Below are 16,253 nucleotides of genomic sequence, written 5' to 3'. Positions count from 1 at the left end.
CAAGGGTGGAGTTTTGCTGGGCCAGGAAAATACCAGCATGCGGCATCGCTACTGGGTCTATCTGATGGCGAGCAAGCGTAACGGTACGCTCTATGTGGGCATGACGGATTTGCCGCGTAGGGTCCATGAGCACAAGGAGAAGTCATTTTCCGGGTTCACGGCGCAATATGATGTGAACCTCCTCGTTTGGTATGAGGAGCATCGCTATGTCGGCAATGCCATACAGCGCGAAAAAACATCAAGCATTGGCCGAGAGCCTGGAAGCTGAAACTGATCGAGGATCTGAATCCCGAGTGGGACGATCTCGATCTGCATTTGATCTAGAGGTTCGCGTTCGAGTCGAAAAACTCGACCTTTGTCATGCCCGGGCTTGACTCGGGCATCCAGTTCTCCGGGCGGAACCTGGATCACCGGGTCAAGCCCGGTGATGACAAAGCGCGGCGCGTGAATATTGTATAGGGAGGACTATTATGCCGATCCTGATCCGTGGCGGTGTCGTGGTGAACCACGATCATTCCAAACAGGCCGATGTGCTGATCGACGGCGAAACCATTTTGGCGATCGGTCCGAAGCTGTCGGCGCCGGCGGGGACCGAAATCATCGATGCCGATGGCTGCTTCGTTTTGCCGGGCGGCATCGACCCGCACACGCATCTCGAAATGCCGTTCATGGGTACCGTGTCGGCCGACGATTTCGAATCCGGTACCAGCGCCGCCTTGTCCGGCGGCACCACCATGGTGGTGGATTTCTGCCTGCCCGCGCCCGGCCAGTCGCTGCTGGCGGCCTATCAGGAATGGCGCCACAAAGCCGAGAAGGCGGTCGCCGACCACTCCTTCCACATGGCAATCACCTGGTGGGACAAGCAGGTTTTCGACGAGATGGATACCGTGGTGAAGACCTACGGCATCAACACCTTCAAGCACTTCCTCGCCTATAAGGGCGCGCTGATGGTGAATGATGACGAGCTGTTCCATTCCTTCAGCCGCTGCGCCGGCCTCGGTGCCTTGCCGCTGGTGCATGCGGAGAATGGCGACATCGTCTTCCGCCTGCAGCAGCATTATATCGACCAGGGTGTCACCGGGCCGGAGGGGCACGCCTATTCGCGCCCGCCGGAGGTGGAAGGCGAGGCGACCAATCGCGCCATCATGATCGCCGACATGGCAGGCAGCCAGCTCTATGTCGTGCACACCTCCTGCCGTGACAGCCACGAGGCGATCGCGCGGGCCCGCGCGGCCGGCAAGCGCGTCTATGGCGAGCCTCTGATCCAGCATCTCGTGCTCGACGACAGCGAATACCAGAACAAGGACTGGGACTACGCCGCCCGCCGGGTGATGTCGCCGCCCTTCCGCAACAAGTCGCACCAGGATTCACTGTGGGCGGGCCTCGCCTCTGGTTCCCTCCAGGTGGTGGCGACCGACCACTGCGCCTTCACCGCCGAGCAGAAGCGCATGGGCCTCGGGGATTTCCGCAAGATCCCCAATGGCACCGGTGGGCTCGAAGACCGCATGCCGGTGCTGTGGACGGCGGGCGTCAAGACTGGCCGCCTCACCAAGGAGGAATTCGTGGCGGTGACCTCCACCAACATCGCCCGCATCCTCAACATCTATCCCCGCAAGGGAGCGATTGCGGTCGGTTCGGATGCCGATCTCACCATCTGGGATCCGGCGGCTACCAAGACCATCCGGGCCAAGACCCAGCTCAGCCGCGTCGAATACAATGTGTTCGAGGGCTATGAATGCACCGGCCTGCCTGTTGTCACTCTGTCGCGCGGTCGCGTCGCATGGCGAGACAAGCAGATCCAGCTCCAGAAGGGCGACGGGGCCTTCATCCAGCGCGACCCATTCCCGGCAAGCGCAGTGGCCAATGCCACCTGGAAGGAGTTCAGCAAGCCTCGGCCGGTCTCGCGCATCGAGGTGACGCCGTAGGAAGAGAGCCTTCAGAACCATCTTTTCCAAGTCTAACGTTTCTAGATAGGTTGAAAAAGATCCTTTGAATGTTGGGTATTTGGTGTTCGAGGGAAATGTATTGGCGCTCATTTAAGGTGAGAGATGGCTACGCAGGACGATCTGAAATTATGGATAATCGATGCGCTGAGGGATCTAGGATCTAAAGCTCGAATAGCTCGTATATGCAAGCACATGTGGGATAATCATGAGAGCGATCTCCGGTCTTCTGGGGATTTGTTTTATACTTGGCAGTACGCGATGCGTTGGGCTGGGCAGCAACTGCAAGAAGAAGGGAAAATTAACAAGCTCAAAGGAAAAGAAGGCTGGGAGTTAAGGTGAGATCACCTGCTTTTATGCAATTGAGAATTATGCCATGTCGACCGATGTCGTTCCTTCCCTCCAGCAAGGCCGCTGGCTCAACGAGCCGCCGTCCTGGTCGCTGGCCGGCGATCGCCTGGAGGTCGTGACCGGCGAGGCCACCGATTTCTGGCGCAAGACCCATTACGGCTTCACCCGTCATAGCGGCCATTTCTTCCATCTCGACAGCGGCGGCGATTTCACCGCGGAATTGCGCGTTCAGGCCCGCTTCGAGACACTCTATGACCAGGCCGGCCTGATGGTCCGGTTCGATGACGAGACCTGGCTGAAGGCCGGCATCGAATATAATGACGACGCGCCCATGCTCGGCAGCGTGCTGACCGTGGGGCAGTCGGATTGGGCGACCGGCCCCTTTCCGGGCAATCCCGGCGATTTTCGCCTGCGCCTCACCGTCGCAGACGGGGTAATCAGGCTGCAATATTCGACGGACGGGCTAGTCTGGCCGCTGGTGCGGCTGGCGCCGTTTCCGAAGGCGGCATCCTATCAGGTCGGCCCGATGTGCTGCACGCCGGAACGATCGGGTCTCGCCGTTTCCTTCTCGGATTTCCGCCTGTCTCAGCCCAACGGCAAGGCGCTTCACGATCTCTCATGATCACCCGGAAAGGAGAGAATGGTGTCTTGGGCCACCCGATATATCGAGCGACTACAGGCTGGTGAGACGGTTCAATTTCGTCCGCGCGGCGCTTCGATGAAAGGCAAAATCGCTAGCGGTCAACTCTGCACCGTCGTTCCGATTGCCGACCATGCCCTGCTCGTCGAAGGGGATATTGTCCTGTGTCGTGTGCGCGGCGCGCAATACCTGCACCTCATAAAGGCCGTTAGAGACGGTCAATTCCAGATCGGCAACAACCGAGGGGGTATCAATGGTTGGATCTCCGCTGGTGGGATCTTCGGCCGTTTGGCCGCCGTCTCGGACTAAGCATTGAACAACTGCCCGTTTTCTTCAGAAAGGCCTCACCATGCTCACCAATCTCAACATCAATCCGCAGCGCTTGTGGGACAGCCTGATGGAAACCGCCAAGTTCGGCGGCACGGCCAAGGGCGGCATCAAGCGTCTGACCCTGTCGGACGAGGACAGGCAAGTTCGCGACTGGTTCAAGGCGCAATGCGAGGCGCTCGGCTGCACGGTGAGCGTCGACGAAGTCGGCAACATGTTCGCGGTGCGCCCCGGCAGGAACAACGAATTGCCGCCGATCGCCATGGGCTCGCATCTCGATACCCAGCCCACCGGCGGCAAGTTCGATGGCGTGCTCGGCGTGCTCGGCGCGCTGGAAGCGATGCGCACCCTGCACGAGCAGGGTTATGAGACCAATGCCCCCGTCGAGATCATCAACTGGACCAATGAGGAAGGCTCCCGCTTTGCCCCGGCTATGCTGGCCTCGGGCGTGTTTGCCGGCGTGTTCACGCCCGACTACGCCTATGAGCGCCTCGACCGCGACGGCATCAGCTTCAAGGACGAATTGGAGCGCATCGGCTATCGCGGCACAGAGAAGGCCGGCGCCCACAAGTTCCAGGCGATGTTCGAGCTTCATATCGAACAGGGCCCGATCCTCGAGGACGAGAAGACGATGATCGGCGTGGTCACCGGCGTGCAGGGCATGCGCTGGTACGAGGTCACGGTGACAGGGCAGGATGCCCATACCGGCGCCACGCCGATGTATCTGCGCAAGAATGCGCTGCTGGGTGCCGCCCGTATCATCGAGGCGATCGACGCCATCGGCCAGAAGCACCAGCCGGGCGTGGCCACCGTCGGCTTGATCGAGAACAAGCCCAACAGCCGCAACGTGGTGCCGGGCGAGGTCTTCTTTACCGTCGATCTGCGCCATCCCGACGAGGAGGTGCTGGAAGTGATGGAGCGGGAATTCCGGGCTGCCCTCGAGGCTGCACTGCCGCCGATGAAGCTTGCCTATGAGGAAAAGCGCATCTGGATTTCGCCCGCGGTGAAATTCGCGCCCGAGCTGATCGAATGCGTCGAGCACGGCGCCGACAAAGCGGGCTTTGCCATGCGCCGCATGGTGTCGGGCGCCGGCCATGACGCGGCCTACATTGCCCGTGTCGCCCCGACCACCATGATCTTCGTACCCTGCGAGGGCGGCCTAAGCCACAATGAGGCCGAGTCGACCTCCTTCGACGAATGCGCAGCGGGCGCGCAGGTGCTGCTCAACGCCGTGATCGAGCACGACCGGCGGCTGGCGGGCTGACGGAGCGCGGACATCTTGTCCGCCTCTTTCTTCTCGAAGCTCTGTGCTTCTAAGAGCGGACTGGAAGTCCGCGCTCCGGGTTGCGCCGATCCTCGATGGCGTGTTGGAGCACGATAGAGATGCTGTTCAAGCAGGCCATGCTCGATGGTATTGCCGCCGGCAAGGTGACGCTGGCCTTCCGGTGCTGGACCCGGCCGACTGTGCGCGCCGGGGGAACGTTGACAACCGCCGCCGGTATCCTGGCCATCGAGGCGGTGGAGGCGATCGAACTCGCTGACATCAGCGACCAAGAGGCGATCAGGGCTGGCTTTGCTTCGATCGAGGCTCTCCGGCGCGACCTGAGGCAGGAGCGGCAGCTCTACCGCATTGCCTTCCATCGGATGGGGGACGATCCGCGCATTGCCTTGCGCGACGCAGCCGTTCTCGATGAAGCTGATGTCGGCATGCTGCGCGCCGCCCTCGCCAGGCTCGACCGCAGCCATCGCGCCGGCCCGTGGACGACCGTCGTGCTCGGCCTGATCGCCGGGCAGGACGGCATCACCGCCGCCGAGATTGCCGCCCGGCTCGGCTGTGAGAAACTCGCGCTCAAGGCTGACATCCGCAAGCTCAAGGCCCTCGGCCTCACCGAAAGCCTGCAGGTCGGCTATCGCCTGTCGCCGCGGGGGAGGGCTTTGCTCGATTGGCCGGAAGCGCTTGAGAAAATCGTCGGCGAGCGATAGAGCGGGCGGGTGATCAAGTCTCCAAATTTGGACCTGTCGAGGTAATGGCTCTCCTGGGACCGCAGGCGTCCTCGCCTGCTCTTGGAAGCGCCGCGCTTTCAGGATGGGAAGAGCAGGCGAGGACGCCTGCGGTCCCAGGAAGAAGCAGCCACGACGCGAGTTGGAATAATTCTCTGAGAGGAGGCCGCCTTGCTGCCTGCCGAGCTTGAAGCCGACCTCCATGGCAATATTCCGCTCACACAGGCCATGCAGGTTCGGGTTCTCGAAATCGGGCCGGATTCCGTGCGGCTCGGTGCCCCGCTTTCCGCCAATATCAACCATCACCGCACGGCTTTCGGCGGCAGCCTCGCCACTTTGGCCACGCTCGCCGCCTGGTCGCTTGCCCATCTCAAGCTGAGAAGCGAGGGGCTCGATTGCAGCCTCGTCGTCGGTTCCGTCCACATGGATTACCTGGCGCCGGTGGAAGGCGATTTTTCGGCCCGCTCCGTCCTGGCGGAACCCGACAAATGGGAGCCGATGCTCGAGACCTTCGCGCGCAGGGGCAAGGCCCGCATCCCGGTCCTGGCCGAGATCGACTATGGCGGTCGCTGCGCGGCCCGTTTCAAGGGCGATTTCGCAGCTCTGGCCCGTTGAGGCAGGCCGGAGCGCAGCCGGCCGTCAATTGGTGTTGACCGCCAGGAACGCGGTCGGCTTTACCGAGATCTGCCCCATGAACGGGCGGTCATGCGCGAGGATGACGAAATAGGCTGCTGTCACCACCACCACGAAGATATGGGTGGCGAGGATCTGCATGCGGGGGACATGGTTGTTGCAGATGGCGATGGCCGTGACGGTCACCGTCGAAATGATCCAGATCGCGATCCATTGCGCCCAACTCATGCCGGTATTCGAGGCCGAGAGCCGGAGCAGGCGCGCATGGCGCACGGCCAGTAATTGATTGACCAAAGGCTGATAGGCGGCAGGCTGGGCATTGGTTCCGTTCTGGCGCGAAACGAGCCCGATCGCATTGATGAGGATGTCGCCCGAGCGATCGAAAACCGGGCTTTCGATACGCTCGCCATTGGCCATGGCGGGCCAATCGCCGGAGACGACCTGCGCCACATAGGCCTTGAGGCCGTCGCGGACACTGGTCTGGAGATCGGCCGGAAGGCCGGCGGAAAGCACCAGGACGTTCTCGATCGCATCGGCTTCCTGCTGGACGGCGCTGCGGGCGGCGAGGGAATCGGCCCACAGGCCCGCCGCCGAAAAGGCCACCATCAGGCCGAAGATGGTGGCGCAGACACCGACGATCGATTCGCGGATGGGCAACGCCTCGTCGGCGGCGTAGCCGCCTTTCGCAATGGCGAAGCGGACGAGGCCGATGACGATCCAGGTGATCACCAGGCAGATCACCAGCACCGTTGCGAACATGACGGGCAGTGACAACTGATGCAGCAGAATGAACATGCGGCGCCCCCCGGGAGAACGAAGCCTAGTGAAAATCGACGACCTGGTCGTTCAGCGGGAGCTGATTGACATGGTCTCCGCGCCAGCGTGGCTCGATCCGGGCCACTGCGCCTTGCTCGAGTTCCTCCTCGTTCCCCGGCGCGAGCACGCCCTGCCCGGAGAAGCGCGTGAGCACGAAGGGCAGGCTGTTGGCATTGAGCGGCGAGGGGCCATCCATCAACTGGAAGTGCAGATGGGGAGCGGTGGAATTGCCGGTATTGCCGACCAGGCCGATGACCTGGCCGGCTTTCACGCGTTCGCCCAGCTTGACCCTGAGGCTTCTGCGCTGCAGGTGGGCATAGAAGGCAAAGGCCCCATTGCCGATGTCGGTCACCAGCATGTTGCCGCCGATATTGGCGGGGACGATGCCGCGGGCCGGCTGGCTCGGGACCTGCTCGTCGGCCTGGTCGTAGAGATTGACCACCACGCCATCGGCTGCCGCATGGACTTCGGCACCGTAGAAGGAATAGCTGGCCGGATCCTGCGCGTTGCCGGTGAACAGGCGGCTGCCGGCGTCGAGCTTGATCCAGTCGATGGCGAAGCGCTCGGGCACGCGCAGGCGCCCGTTCACGGCCATGACGGCGCCGCGATGGGCGGTGACGGTGTCGCAGCAGCCATCGGCGGCAACCCAGCCGGTGCCCCTCAACGGTGGTTCGACCACCACGGCCGGCTTACCGATCGCCGTCGTTCCACCGATGAAGCTGTACTGTGCGGAGATGGGGGCATCCGCCGGTAGCGGCACGGGCTTGCCATCCGCGCCTTCATTTTCGCGGAAGGCGTTGATACGGGCGGAGACATGCTGGGGCAGCTTGTCGTTCGTGGCAAAGCCGACATCCATGAAGACGATGGCGGTGCCGCCGGGCGGCAACTGGCGATCCCTACCGCCATAAAGATGCATCATCTTGGCCAGTCCTTCGCCCTGAAGGGAGGACAGGCTTTTGCCGGCGTCGTCGACGGCCTCGACCTTGTCGAGCCGTACGAACACATTGCCGGGATTGTTGATCACCAATTCATAGGCGAGATGCACGCGCCCATCGGCGCCGAGCACCGAGTTGGGCTCGCTGATCGGCTGTACGGTGACCGAGCTCAGGATCTCATCGGGTTTGAGGGATTGGGCGATGGCGGCAGTGACAGCCAGAAGCCCTGCAACCGCCACGAGAAGCGACTGGAAACGCATAGGAAATGCCCCGCCGGCTGCCCCGCACCGGAAGGCAGAACCTGTGGGCACAGTCCCGCATTTGCCTCAGCCCTTGTCAAGCGATCTCGGGGGCTTGGCGCGCCGCGAAGGCAGCGGCCGGGCACCGTCGAACGGCGCCCGGCCAGTCTTCTTCACCACAAATGGTGGACGAACCCGGCGATCTCACGCTGGTAAAGGTTCTTCAGTGTTTCGAGCGTCGCCGGTGGGAGAGCCGGGACGTCGCTGGCCGCGGCATTTGCAGTGGCCTGGGCCGCATTCTTGGCGCCGGGAATGACGGTGGTGATGGCGTCATTGGCCAGGATCCAGGCCAGCGCGAATTGCGATAGGGTCATGCCATCGGGTACCAGCGGCCGGATCTCCTCCACGGCTGCCAAAGCAACATCATAGGGTACGCCCGAGAAGGTCTCGCCCTTGTCGAAGGCCTCGCCATTGCGGTTATAGGCGCGGTGATCGTCGGCCGCGAACTGGCTGGCGGCGCTCATCTTGCCGGTCAGCATGCCGGAAGCGAGCGGCACGCGCGCGATTACCGCGATGTTGCGCCGCTTGGCTTCCCGGAAGAAGAGCTCGGCCGGGCGCTGGCGGAAGATATTGTAGATGATCTGGACCGAGACCACGCCGGGATATTCGATCGCCTTCAGCGCCTCTTCCACCTTCTCGACGGAGACGCCGTAATTGCGGATCTTGCCGGCGGCCACCAGGTCATCCAGGACGCCGAACACTTCGGGCCGGTAATAGATCTCGGTCGGAGGGCAGTGAAGCTGCACGAGGTCGAGGCAATCGGTGGCGAGGTTCGTCAGCGAGCGCTCGACGAAAGCGGTGAGGTTTTCCCGGTTGTAGCCGTCGGCGGTGTGGGGAGAGAGCCGGCGCCCGGCCTTGGTCGCCACGAAGGGGCGGGGACCCGAACGCTCCTTCAGCACTTCGGCAATGAAGCGCTCCGAGCGGCCATCGCCATAGACATCGGCGGTATCGATGAAGGTGGTGCCGGCGTCGAGCGCGGCATGCAGGGCGGCGCGCGCATCACCATCCGGCACATCGCCCCAGGAGCCACCGATGGCCCAGGCACCAAAACCAATCTCCGACACACTGCGCGCGGTCTTGCCGAACAGGCGTTCCTTCATCGTTCCATTCCTGCGTTTCATGCGCCGCCGCGGGAGCGACAGACGGTGTTTCAGCATCTCGTTGGCAGGATAGGACTTGAGTGGATCGAACGCTCCTTGTTTAGTGTGAATGACAATCATAGAAGCAATGAAGTTTTTTCATCGATGGCAGCTCTCGAGCGGACCGATCTCGGCGATTTCAACGTCTTCCTGACCATCGTCCGCCGGCGCAGCTTCACCACGGCCGCCATCGAGCTCGGCCTGACGCCGTCGGCGGCCAGCCACGCCATGCGGCGCCTCGAAGCCAGGCTCGGGGCCAAGTTGCTCAACCGCACCAGCCGGGCTGTTTCGCCGACCGATCTCGGCCTGAAATTCGCGCAGCGCCTCGAAGAAGGCTTCGATGTGATCGGCTCGGCCCTGGAGGTGCTGGAGGCACCCGGAAACGTACGTTTCGGCGAATTGCGCCTGAACGTGTTCCGGGATGCCGCTCATCTGTTGATCTCGCCGGCCTTGCCGGAATTCGCCCGCCAATGCCCGGATGTCCGCCTGACCGTCGCGGTGGACGACCGACCCATCGACATCGTTGCCGAAGGCTATGATGCCGGCATGCGCTATGGCCATCACGTGCCGGAAGACATGATTGCCGTGCCGCTCACAGGGCCCCAGCGCTGGGTGGTTGCCGGCTCCCCGGCCTATTTCAGGGAATATGGCCGACCGCAGACACCGGACGATCTCGCCGGCCATGTCTGCCTGCAACTGCTCCTGGGCGACAACACCGCCTATCGCTGGGATCTCGGCAGCGGCGAGACGGCGCGCCGGCTGCGCGTCCCCGGCCTCATCACCCTCAACGACACGGCGACCACGATCATTGCCGCCAAGGCCGGGCTTGGCCTCGCCTATGTCCTGGAAGCGCGGATCGCCGAAGAGGTGGCGGAAGGCAGCCTGGAGATCGTCCTCGACGACCAGGCTTCGGATGGCGATCCTTTCCACATGTATTACTCGAGCCGACGCCACAATCACCCGGCCTTGCGCACCCTCATCAACATCATCCGGCTGCAGAACGGCATGACCCGGCTGGCGTGAGCCAAGAACCAAGAACCAAGAACCAAGAACCAAGAGCCGGCCTATTCCGCCAGCAATTCGCAAAAACGCTCCAAATCGACATTGCCGCCGCTGATCAGCACGCCGACACGCTTGCCGGCGAGTTCGGCCTTCATGGCGCGGGCGGCAGCAAAGCCGAGACAGCCCGTCGGCTCGATCACGAGCTTCATGCGGCTGGCGGCGAAACGCATGCAGTCGACGAGTTCGGCATCCGAGACGGTGAGGATGTCGTCGACATCGCGCTTGATGATCGGGAAGGTGTGGGCACCCAGATATTGGGTCTGGGCGCCGTCGGCGATGGTGCGGGGCGTGTCGATCCTGACGATCCGGCCAGCGCGGAAGGATTGCTGGCCGTCATTGCCAGCCTCGGGTTCGACGCCGTAGAGCCGGCAATGGGGCGATAGGGCCCGCGTCGCCAGCGCCGATCCGGCGAGCAACCCGCCGCCACCGAGGCAGACGAAGAAGGCGTCGAGTTCGCCGACCTCCTCGAAGAGTTCCTTGGCTGCGGTGCCTTGGCCGCAGAGCACATCCGGGTGGTCGTAGGGCGGAATCAGCATGAGGCCATGTTCATGCGACAGTTTCCGCCCGATCACCTCGCGGTCTTCGGTATAGCGATCATAGAAGATGATCTTGCCGCCATAGCCCTTGGTGGCCTCGGCCTTCGCCTTCGGCGCATCGTGCGGCATGATGATCGTGGCAGGAATGCCGAGGATGCGGGCAGCAAGGGCGATCGCCTGGGCATGGTTGCCGGAGGAAAAGGTCACCACGCCCCTGCGTTTCTGCTCGTCGTCGAAGCGCGACAGGGCATTGAAGGCGCCGCGAAACTTGAAGGCGCCCATGCGCTGCAGGTTCTCGCATTTGAAGAAGACCTGCGCGCCGAGCTCCTCGTTGAAGCTCCGCGAGGTCATCACCGGCGTGCGATGGGCATGGCCGTGGATGCGCTCGGCAGCGGCGACGACATCGGCATAGTCGGGCAGGACCAGTTCGCTCATGCTTGGCTCTCCCAGCTGATGGCCTGCCGCAGGAAGGCATAGCCCAGGGCGATGAAGGACGCACGCTCGCGGCTGTCCTTGCCATAGCCGTGGCCGCCGGCCTCGGGCTCGTAGAAGTGTACGCGATGGCCGAGCGCTTCCAGCTTCGCCGCCATCTTGCGGGCATGGGCGGGATGAACCCTGTCGTCGCGGCGCGTGGTCGCCAGCAGGATGGGCGGATAGGAACCGGCATCGGCGACATGATAGGCCGAGATCTTCTGCAGGAAGGCCCAGTCCTCCGGCTTGTCCGGATCGCCATATTCGTCGATCCAGCTCGCGCCCGCCAGGAGCTTGGTGTAGCGACGCATGTCGATCAGCGGGATGGTGCAGAACAGGGCGCCGAACTTTTCGGGATGGCGAGTGAGCATGTTGGCGATGAGAAGGCCGCCATTGGAGCCGCCCTCCGCCGCGATCCTGGCCGGCTGGGTGATGCCGCGACGGACCAGATCGGCAGCCACCGCCGCAAAATCCTCATGGGCGAGATGCTTGCCTTCGCGTCGGCCGGCCTCGTGCCAGCGGGCGCCGAACTCGCCACCGCCGCGAATATTGGCAGTGACCGAGGTGCCGCCCCGTTCGAGCCAGAGCTTGCCGATCGAGGCGCTGTAGCTGGGCAGGACGGAAACACCGAAGCCGCCATAGGCCGTGAGATGAACCGGTGCCTCGCCGGTCTCGCCGGCAGGCCCGACCAGCGTATAGGGGATCTTCTCGCCGTCGACCGAGACTGCCTCGTGCTTGATGACCTTGAGCCCCTTGCTGTCGAAGGCGTCGGGGCTGCGCTTGAGGAGGAGGGGGCTCTGCACCGCCTCCGGCCTGCTCACATCGAGCAGTAGCATTTGCGGCGGAGTAATCGGGTCCTGCAGCGACACCATCACCTCGCCATTGGTGTCGGCCTCCTCCGCGTCGAGCGACCAGACATGCACGACGCCCGTGGAGGGCAGCACGTCGATGGCGTGCCTGCGCCAGGTCTCGGGCGAGGGACTAACGAGCTCGAAGCGGGGCTGGAGATTGTCGAGGATCGACAGCACGAGCTGTCCCTGGTTCCAGAAGAAGCCGTCCAGGGTGCGGCGCTCGGCCGGTTCGAACAGCATCTGAAAATCGCGGCTGCCCGCTCGGAAGGCGGAGAGGGAGATACCGAGAAGGGTGTCGCCGGCAAAACGGGTATCGGTGGGAGCCCAGGCCGTGCGCAGCTTCACCCCCAGCCAGTCGCCGAACACGTCCCATTGCGAATCGGCCGGCAGGTCGATGGCCTCGCCCGGGCCGTTCCTGTCGCCGAGCCAGCCGCGCGTCTCGAAGAAGACGGGCTTTTCGAGGAACCAGATGCGTTCGCTGCCGTCGGTGCGGTCGATGCCGGCCCAGACGGACATCGAGGTGGGATCGACCTCGAAGACGATCGCTGTCTTCAGGGGATCTTCGCCGCGCCGCCACAGGCGCACCGTGCGCGCATAGCCCGACGTTGTCGCCATGCCCTCGCCAAGTGCACTGGAAAGCAACAACGTGTCGGCGTCGAGCCAGGCGATACCGCCCTTGGCTTCCGGCAGCGTGAAGCCGTCAGGGACGAAGCTCCGCGTCGCAAGGTCGAATTCGCGGTGCACGGCCGCATCGGCACCGCCGCGCGACAGGCTGAGGATGGCGCGCAGCCGCTCATGGGGTTCGAGCGATGCTCCGGCCCAGACCCAGTCTTCGCCCTCAGCCGCGGCAAGGGCGTCGAGATCGAGCAGGACATCCCAGGCCGGTTCCGCCTGCCGGTAGGAAGCGAGGGTGGTCCGCCGCCACAGGCCGCGCGGATTGGTGGCATCCGTCCAGAAATTATAGACGAACTCGCCGCGCCGGCCGATTCCCGGAATTCGGTCGGGACGATCGAGGATTGCGGCCAGGGCATCGCGATCGCGCTCGAAACCGGCGGTGCCGAAGCGGCCCAGGGTTGCCTGCGAGCGTTCGTTGACCCAGGCAAGAGCATCTTTGCCTTCGATATCCTCCAGCCAGAGATGAGGGTCGTCGTCGGGCGCGGCCAGGGACGGCCGGGAGACGCGATCGGACATGCGGAACGTTCCTTGAAACAGGGAGCCTGGGCGTGTCGTCAGTGATGGTTTCGGTTAGACGGCAGCGCTCTCAGCCGGCGAGCCGTGTTTGCGCCAGTTGCGTCCAATAGCTGATCCCGGCGGGGATGATGGCATCGTTGAAATCATAGGCGGCGTTGTGCAGGCCGGCGCTGTCGCCATTGCCGATGAAGATGAAGGCACCGGGCCGTGCCTCCAGCATGTAGGAAAAGTCCTCGGCCCCCATCATCGGCGGAGCGACCGTGTCGACAGCGGCAGAGCCTGCCACCATGCGGGCAATCTCGCCGCAATAATCAGTCTGGGCGTCGTGGTTGCGCGTCACCGGATATTGGTGCCGATAGGTGACCCTGGCCTTGGCGCCGAAGGCCTGTGCTGTCAGTTCGGCGACCTCGGTCAAGCGTTTCTCCAGCAAGGCGCGCATGCCGGCGGTGAGGGCGCGACAGGTGCCGTGCAGATGGGCGGTGGAGGGAATGACGTTGTAGGGCCCGCCGGTCTGGATCGTCGTCACCGAGATCACCGCGCTGTCGAGCGGATCGGCATTGCGCGAGACGATGCCCTGCAGGGCCGTGACGATCTGGGCGGCGACCAGCACCGGATCGATGCTCTCATGCGGGCGGGCGGCATGGGCGCCCCGGCCGGTGATGTCGATGTCGAACGTGTCGCTGGAAGCCATGATCGGGCCGTGGCACATGGCAAAATGCCCGGGCGCCAGGCCCGGCAGATTGTGCATGCCGTAGACTTCCTCGATGGCGAAGCGCTCCATCAGGCCGTCCTCCACCATGGCCTTGCCGCCGCCGCCGCCTTCTTCGGCTGGTTGGAAGATCACCACGGCGTTGCCGCTGAAATCGCGCGTGCTGGCCAGGTTCTTGGCTGCGCCCAGCAGCATGGCGGTGTGGCCGTCATGGCCGCAGGCATGCATCTTGCCCGGCACGGTGGAGGCATATTGCACGCCGCTCTCCTCCAGGATCGGCAGCGCATCCATATCGGCCCTCATGCCGACGCTGCGCGAACCGGGGCGCCCCCTGATCACGCCGACCACGCCGGTGCGGCCGATACCCTCGACGACCTCGTCACAGCCGAAATCGCGCAGGAGCCCGGCCACCAACCCGGCCGTGCGCTCGACGTCATAGAGCAACTCCGGGTGGCGATGAATGTCACGGCGCCATTCGGTCGCCTCGGTTGCCAGAGCCTTGATGCTTTCCGAAATCGTCATATGCCTTCAGTTCCAATATTGATTTATGCCCCCGCTCCGGGCGACAAACACACCCCGCAGTTTGGCATGCCTTCGGACAATGAGGAAGGGAAACGGATATGGAGCATTCACAGGCCGCAAAGGTTTGGCAGGATCTCGAAGCCCACAAACAGAAATTGGCCTCGACGACGACGCGCGACCTTTTCGCCGCGGATCCCGACCGATTCGCCAAGTTCTCTTTCACACTCGACGACGTGCTGGTGGATTTTTCCAAGAACCGCATCGCCGACGAGACGCTGTCCCTGCTGCTGCAGCTGGCGCGGGCGCATTGCATCGAGACCCGCCGGGACGAGATGCTGAAGGGCGACAAGATCAACACCACCGAGGGGCGGGCGGTGCTGCACACGGCCCTGCGCGCGCCCGCCGATGCCGACATCCGGGTTGACGGCAAGAATGTCGTGCCCGACGTGCATGAGGAACTGGCGCGCTGCTACGCCTTCGCCGAGAAGATTCGCTCGGGCGAGCTGCGTGGCGCCACCGGCGACAAATTCACCGACGTGGTCAATATCGGCATCGGTGGCTCCGATCTCGGCCCGGCCATGGGCGCCCGCGCTCTCTCGCCCTATGCCGACGGCCCGCGTGCCCATTTCGTCTCCAATGTCGACGGCGCCGACATGGCGGACACCCTGTCGCGGCTCGACCCTTCGCGTACGCTGTTCCTGGTTTCCTCGAAGACCTTCACCACCATCGAGACCATGACAAACGCCCAGTCGGCGCGGCAATGGATCGCCAAGTCGCTGGGCGAGACGGCGGTGGGCGACCATTTCGCGGCGATCTCCACCAATATCGTCGCGGTCGAGGCCTTCGGCATCAACAAGGACCGGATGTTCCGTTTCTGGGACTGGGTCGGTGGGCGCTATTCGATGTGGTCGGCCATCGGCCTCGGCCTGATGATCGCCGTCGGGCCGGAGAACTTCTCGGAATTCCTGGCCGGCGGCCATGAGGTCGACCACCATTTCGCCACCACGCCGCTGGAGAAGAACATCCCGGTGCTGATGGGCCTGATCGGCATCTGGCATCGCAATTTCATGGGCTATGCCGCCCATGCCGTGCTGCCCTACGACCAGCGGCTCGGGCGCTTCCCGGCCTATCTGCAGCAGCTCGACATGGAATCCAACGGCAAGCGCGTGCATCTCGACGGCTCGCCGGTGACCTCGGAAACCGGTCCCCTGGTCTGGGGCGAACCCGGCACCAACGGCCAGCACGCCTTCTACCAGCTCATCCACCAGGGCACCAATGTGATCCCGGCCGACTTCCTCATCGCGGCCGAGCCGCATGAAGCCGGCATGGGTGATCACCACGCCATCCTGATGGCGAACTGCCTGGCGCAGACCGAAGCGCTGATGCATGGCCGTTCGCAGGAGGAGGCGACGGCGGTGCTGAAGGCCCAGGGCCTCGACGACAAGAAGATCGCGCTTCTGGCTCCCCACAAGGAATTCCCCGGCAGCCGCCCCACCACCACCATCGCCTATCGCAAGCTCACTCCGCGCATGCTCGGCCGCCTCGTGGCGCTCTACGAGCACAAGGTGTTCACGCAGGGCGTGATCTGGGGCATCAACTCCTTCGACCAGTGGGGCGTGGAACTCGGCAAGGAGCTCGCTTCGCGCCTGCTGCCGGTGGTGAAAGGCGCGACCGTCGACGGGCTCGATGCCTCGACCAAGGGGCTGGTGGCCCATCTGAAGTCGCTGCGGGGCTGATCGAAGAGGATCTCCCGCTCGACATTCGCTCCACTAAACAGGCCCGGCCGCGAAGGCCGGGCTTGCTCTCTCTCAGGCATCCTTTGTGGCA

General features: G+C 63.7%; 14 protein-coding genes and 1 pseudogene. 9 read left to right on the top strand and 6 right to left on the bottom strand.

Annotated features, from left to right (window positions below; genetic code table 11):
* Window positions 1-37 precede the first annotated feature (37 nt).
* The 7 genes and pseudogenes from ABXS05_RS11485 to ABXS05_RS11455 all read left to right on the top strand — a co-directional run bounded on the left by ABXS05_RS11485 (window position 38) and on the right by ABXS05_RS11455 (window position 5,877).
* Window positions 38-324: pseudogene (locus ABXS05_RS11485) on the top strand (GIY-YIG nuclease family protein).
* 146 nt (window positions 325-470) lie between these two features.
* Complete coding sequence (gene hydA / locus ABXS05_RS11480) at window positions 471-1,925, top strand: dihydropyrimidinase (protein ID WP_367624008.1); 1,455 nt, start codon at window positions 471-473, stop codon at window positions 1,923-1,925.
* A 394-nt stretch (window positions 1,926-2,319) separates the two neighbouring features.
* Complete coding sequence (locus ABXS05_RS11475) at window positions 2,320-2,916, top strand: DUF1349 domain-containing protein (protein WP_367624007.1); 597 nt, start codon at window positions 2,320-2,322, stop codon at window positions 2,914-2,916.
* An 18-nt stretch (window positions 2,917-2,934) separates the two neighbouring features.
* Entirely contained in the window at window positions 2,935-3,243 is a 309-nt protein-coding gene (locus ABXS05_RS11470) for a hypothetical protein (protein ID WP_367624006.1), read from the top strand.
* 40 nt (window positions 3,244-3,283) lie between these two features.
* Window positions 3,284-4,525 (top strand): Zn-dependent hydrolase, encoded by a 1,242-nt coding sequence (locus tag ABXS05_RS11465; protein WP_367624005.1) that lies wholly within the window; start codon window positions 3,284-3,286, stop codon window positions 4,523-4,525.
* Between the two features lie 119 nt (window positions 4,526-4,644).
* A complete protein-coding gene (locus ABXS05_RS11460; RefSeq protein ID WP_367624004.1) occupies window positions 4,645-5,244 on the top strand; it encodes an ASCH domain-containing protein in 600 nt (199 codons plus the stop codon).
* A gap of 189 nt (window positions 5,245-5,433) precedes the next feature.
* Complete coding sequence (locus ABXS05_RS11455) at window positions 5,434-5,877, top strand: YiiD C-terminal domain-containing protein (RefSeq protein ID WP_311933301.1); 444 nt, start codon at window positions 5,434-5,436, stop codon at window positions 5,875-5,877.
* A gap of 24 nt (window positions 5,878-5,901) precedes the next feature.
* Here ABXS05_RS11455 and ABXS05_RS11450 read toward each other — a convergent pair whose 3' ends face one another.
* The 3 genes from ABXS05_RS11450 to ABXS05_RS11440 all read right to left on the bottom strand — a co-directional run bounded on the left by ABXS05_RS11450 (window position 5,902) and on the right by ABXS05_RS11440 (window position 9,045).
* Entirely contained in the window at window positions 5,902-6,690 is a 789-nt protein-coding gene (locus ABXS05_RS11450) for a bestrophin-like domain (RefSeq protein ID WP_367624003.1), read from the bottom strand.
* 25 nt (window positions 6,691-6,715) lie between these two features.
* Window positions 6,716-7,906, bottom strand: a complete 1,191-nt coding sequence (locus tag ABXS05_RS11445) for a M23 family metallopeptidase (protein WP_367624002.1) — start codon at window positions 7,904-7,906, stop codon at window positions 6,716-6,718.
* Between the two features lie 152 nt (window positions 7,907-8,058).
* Window positions 8,059-9,045, bottom strand: a complete 987-nt coding sequence (locus ABXS05_RS11440) for an aldo/keto reductase (protein ID WP_367624001.1) — start codon at window positions 9,043-9,045, stop codon at window positions 8,059-8,061.
* Between the two features lie 144 nt (window positions 9,046-9,189).
* Between ABXS05_RS11440 and ABXS05_RS11435 the strand changes: the two genes are divergently transcribed.
* Window positions 9,190-10,107 carry a LysR family transcriptional regulator gene (locus tag ABXS05_RS11435; protein WP_367624000.1) on the top strand — a complete coding sequence of 306 codons (918 nt, stop codon included), beginning with the start codon at window positions 9,190-9,192 and terminating at the stop codon, window positions 10,105-10,107.
* Between the two features lie 41 nt (window positions 10,108-10,148).
* On the opposite strand, the gene ABXS05_RS11430 is transcribed toward ABXS05_RS11435, so the two are convergent.
* From ABXS05_RS11430 to ABXS05_RS11420, 3 genes are all read right to left on the bottom strand, one after another.
* A complete protein-coding gene (locus ABXS05_RS11430) occupies window positions 10,149-11,117 on the bottom strand; it encodes a threo-3-hydroxy-L-aspartate ammonia-lyase (protein WP_367623999.1) in 969 nt (322 codons plus the stop codon).
* Window positions 11,114-13,195 (bottom strand): prolyl oligopeptidase family serine peptidase, encoded by a 2,082-nt coding sequence (locus ABXS05_RS11425; RefSeq protein ID WP_367623998.1) that lies wholly within the window; start codon window positions 13,193-13,195, stop codon window positions 11,114-11,116. Before ABXS05_RS11425 ends, ABXS05_RS11430 begins: the two co-directional genes overlap by 4 nt.
* A 70-nt stretch (window positions 13,196-13,265) precedes the next feature.
* Window positions 13,266-14,426: a M20 aminoacylase family protein gene (locus ABXS05_RS11420; protein WP_367623997.1), complete on the bottom strand. Its 1,161-nt coding sequence runs from the start codon at window positions 14,424-14,426 to the stop codon at window positions 13,266-13,268.
* A 98-nt stretch (window positions 14,427-14,524) separates the two neighbouring features.
* Between ABXS05_RS11420 and pgi the strand changes: the two genes are divergently transcribed.
* Window positions 14,525-16,162, top strand: coding sequence for a glucose-6-phosphate isomerase (gene pgi / locus ABXS05_RS11415; protein WP_311933293.1), 1,638 nt, complete (start codon window positions 14,525-14,527; stop codon window positions 16,160-16,162).
* Window positions 16,163-16,253 lie beyond the last annotated feature (91 nt).

The sequence above is a fragment of the Labrys neptuniae genome (assembly GCF_040797145.1).
GTDB classification, from domain to species: domain Bacteria; phylum Pseudomonadota; class Alphaproteobacteria; order Rhizobiales; family Labraceae; genus Labrys; species Labrys neptuniae.
Note: the sequence above shows the minus strand (reverse complement) of the source record. Positions and strands in the feature narration are given on the sequence as shown.

Coding starts and splice junctions, on each gene's coding strand:
- hydA (WP_367624008.1), top strand. CDS start 471: ATGCCGATCCTGATCCGTGGCGGTGTCGTGGTGAACCACGATCATTCC.
- ABXS05_RS11475 (WP_367624007.1), top strand. CDS start 2,320: ATGTCGACCGATGTCGTTCCTTCCCTCCAGCAAGGCCGCTGGCTCAAC.
- ABXS05_RS11470 (WP_367624006.1), top strand. CDS start 2,935: ATGGTGTCTTGGGCCACCCGATATATCGAGCGACTACAGGCTGGTGAG.
- ABXS05_RS11465 (WP_367624005.1), top strand. CDS start 3,284: ATGCTCACCAATCTCAACATCAATCCGCAGCGCTTGTGGGACAGCCTG.
- ABXS05_RS11460 (WP_367624004.1), top strand. CDS start 4,645: ATGCTGTTCAAGCAGGCCATGCTCGATGGTATTGCCGCCGGCAAGGTG.
- ABXS05_RS11450 (WP_367624003.1), bottom strand. CDS start 6,690: ATGTTCATTCTGCTGCATCAGTTGTCACTGCCCGTCATGTTCGCAACG.
- ABXS05_RS11445 (WP_367624002.1), bottom strand. CDS start 7,906: ATGCGTTTCCAGTCGCTTCTCGTGGCGGTTGCAGGGCTTCTGGCTGTC.
- ABXS05_RS11440 (WP_367624001.1), bottom strand. CDS start 9,045: ATGAAGGAACGCCTGTTCGGCAAGACCGCGCGCAGTGTGTCGGAGATT.
- ABXS05_RS11435 (WP_367624000.1), top strand. CDS start 9,190: ATGGCAGCTCTCGAGCGGACCGATCTCGGCGATTTCAACGTCTTCCTG.
- ABXS05_RS11430 (WP_367623999.1), bottom strand. CDS start 11,117: ATGAGCGAACTGGTCCTGCCCGACTATGCCGATGTCGTCGCCGCTGCC.
- ABXS05_RS11425 (WP_367623998.1), bottom strand. CDS start 13,195: ATGTCCGATCGCGTCTCCCGGCCGTCCCTGGCCGCGCCCGACGACGAC.
- ABXS05_RS11420 (WP_367623997.1), bottom strand. CDS start 14,426: ATGACGATTTCGGAAAGCATCAAGGCTCTGGCAACCGAGGCGACCGAA.
- pgi (WP_311933293.1), top strand. CDS start 14,525: ATGGAGCATTCACAGGCCGCAAAGGTTTGGCAGGATCTCGAAGCCCAC.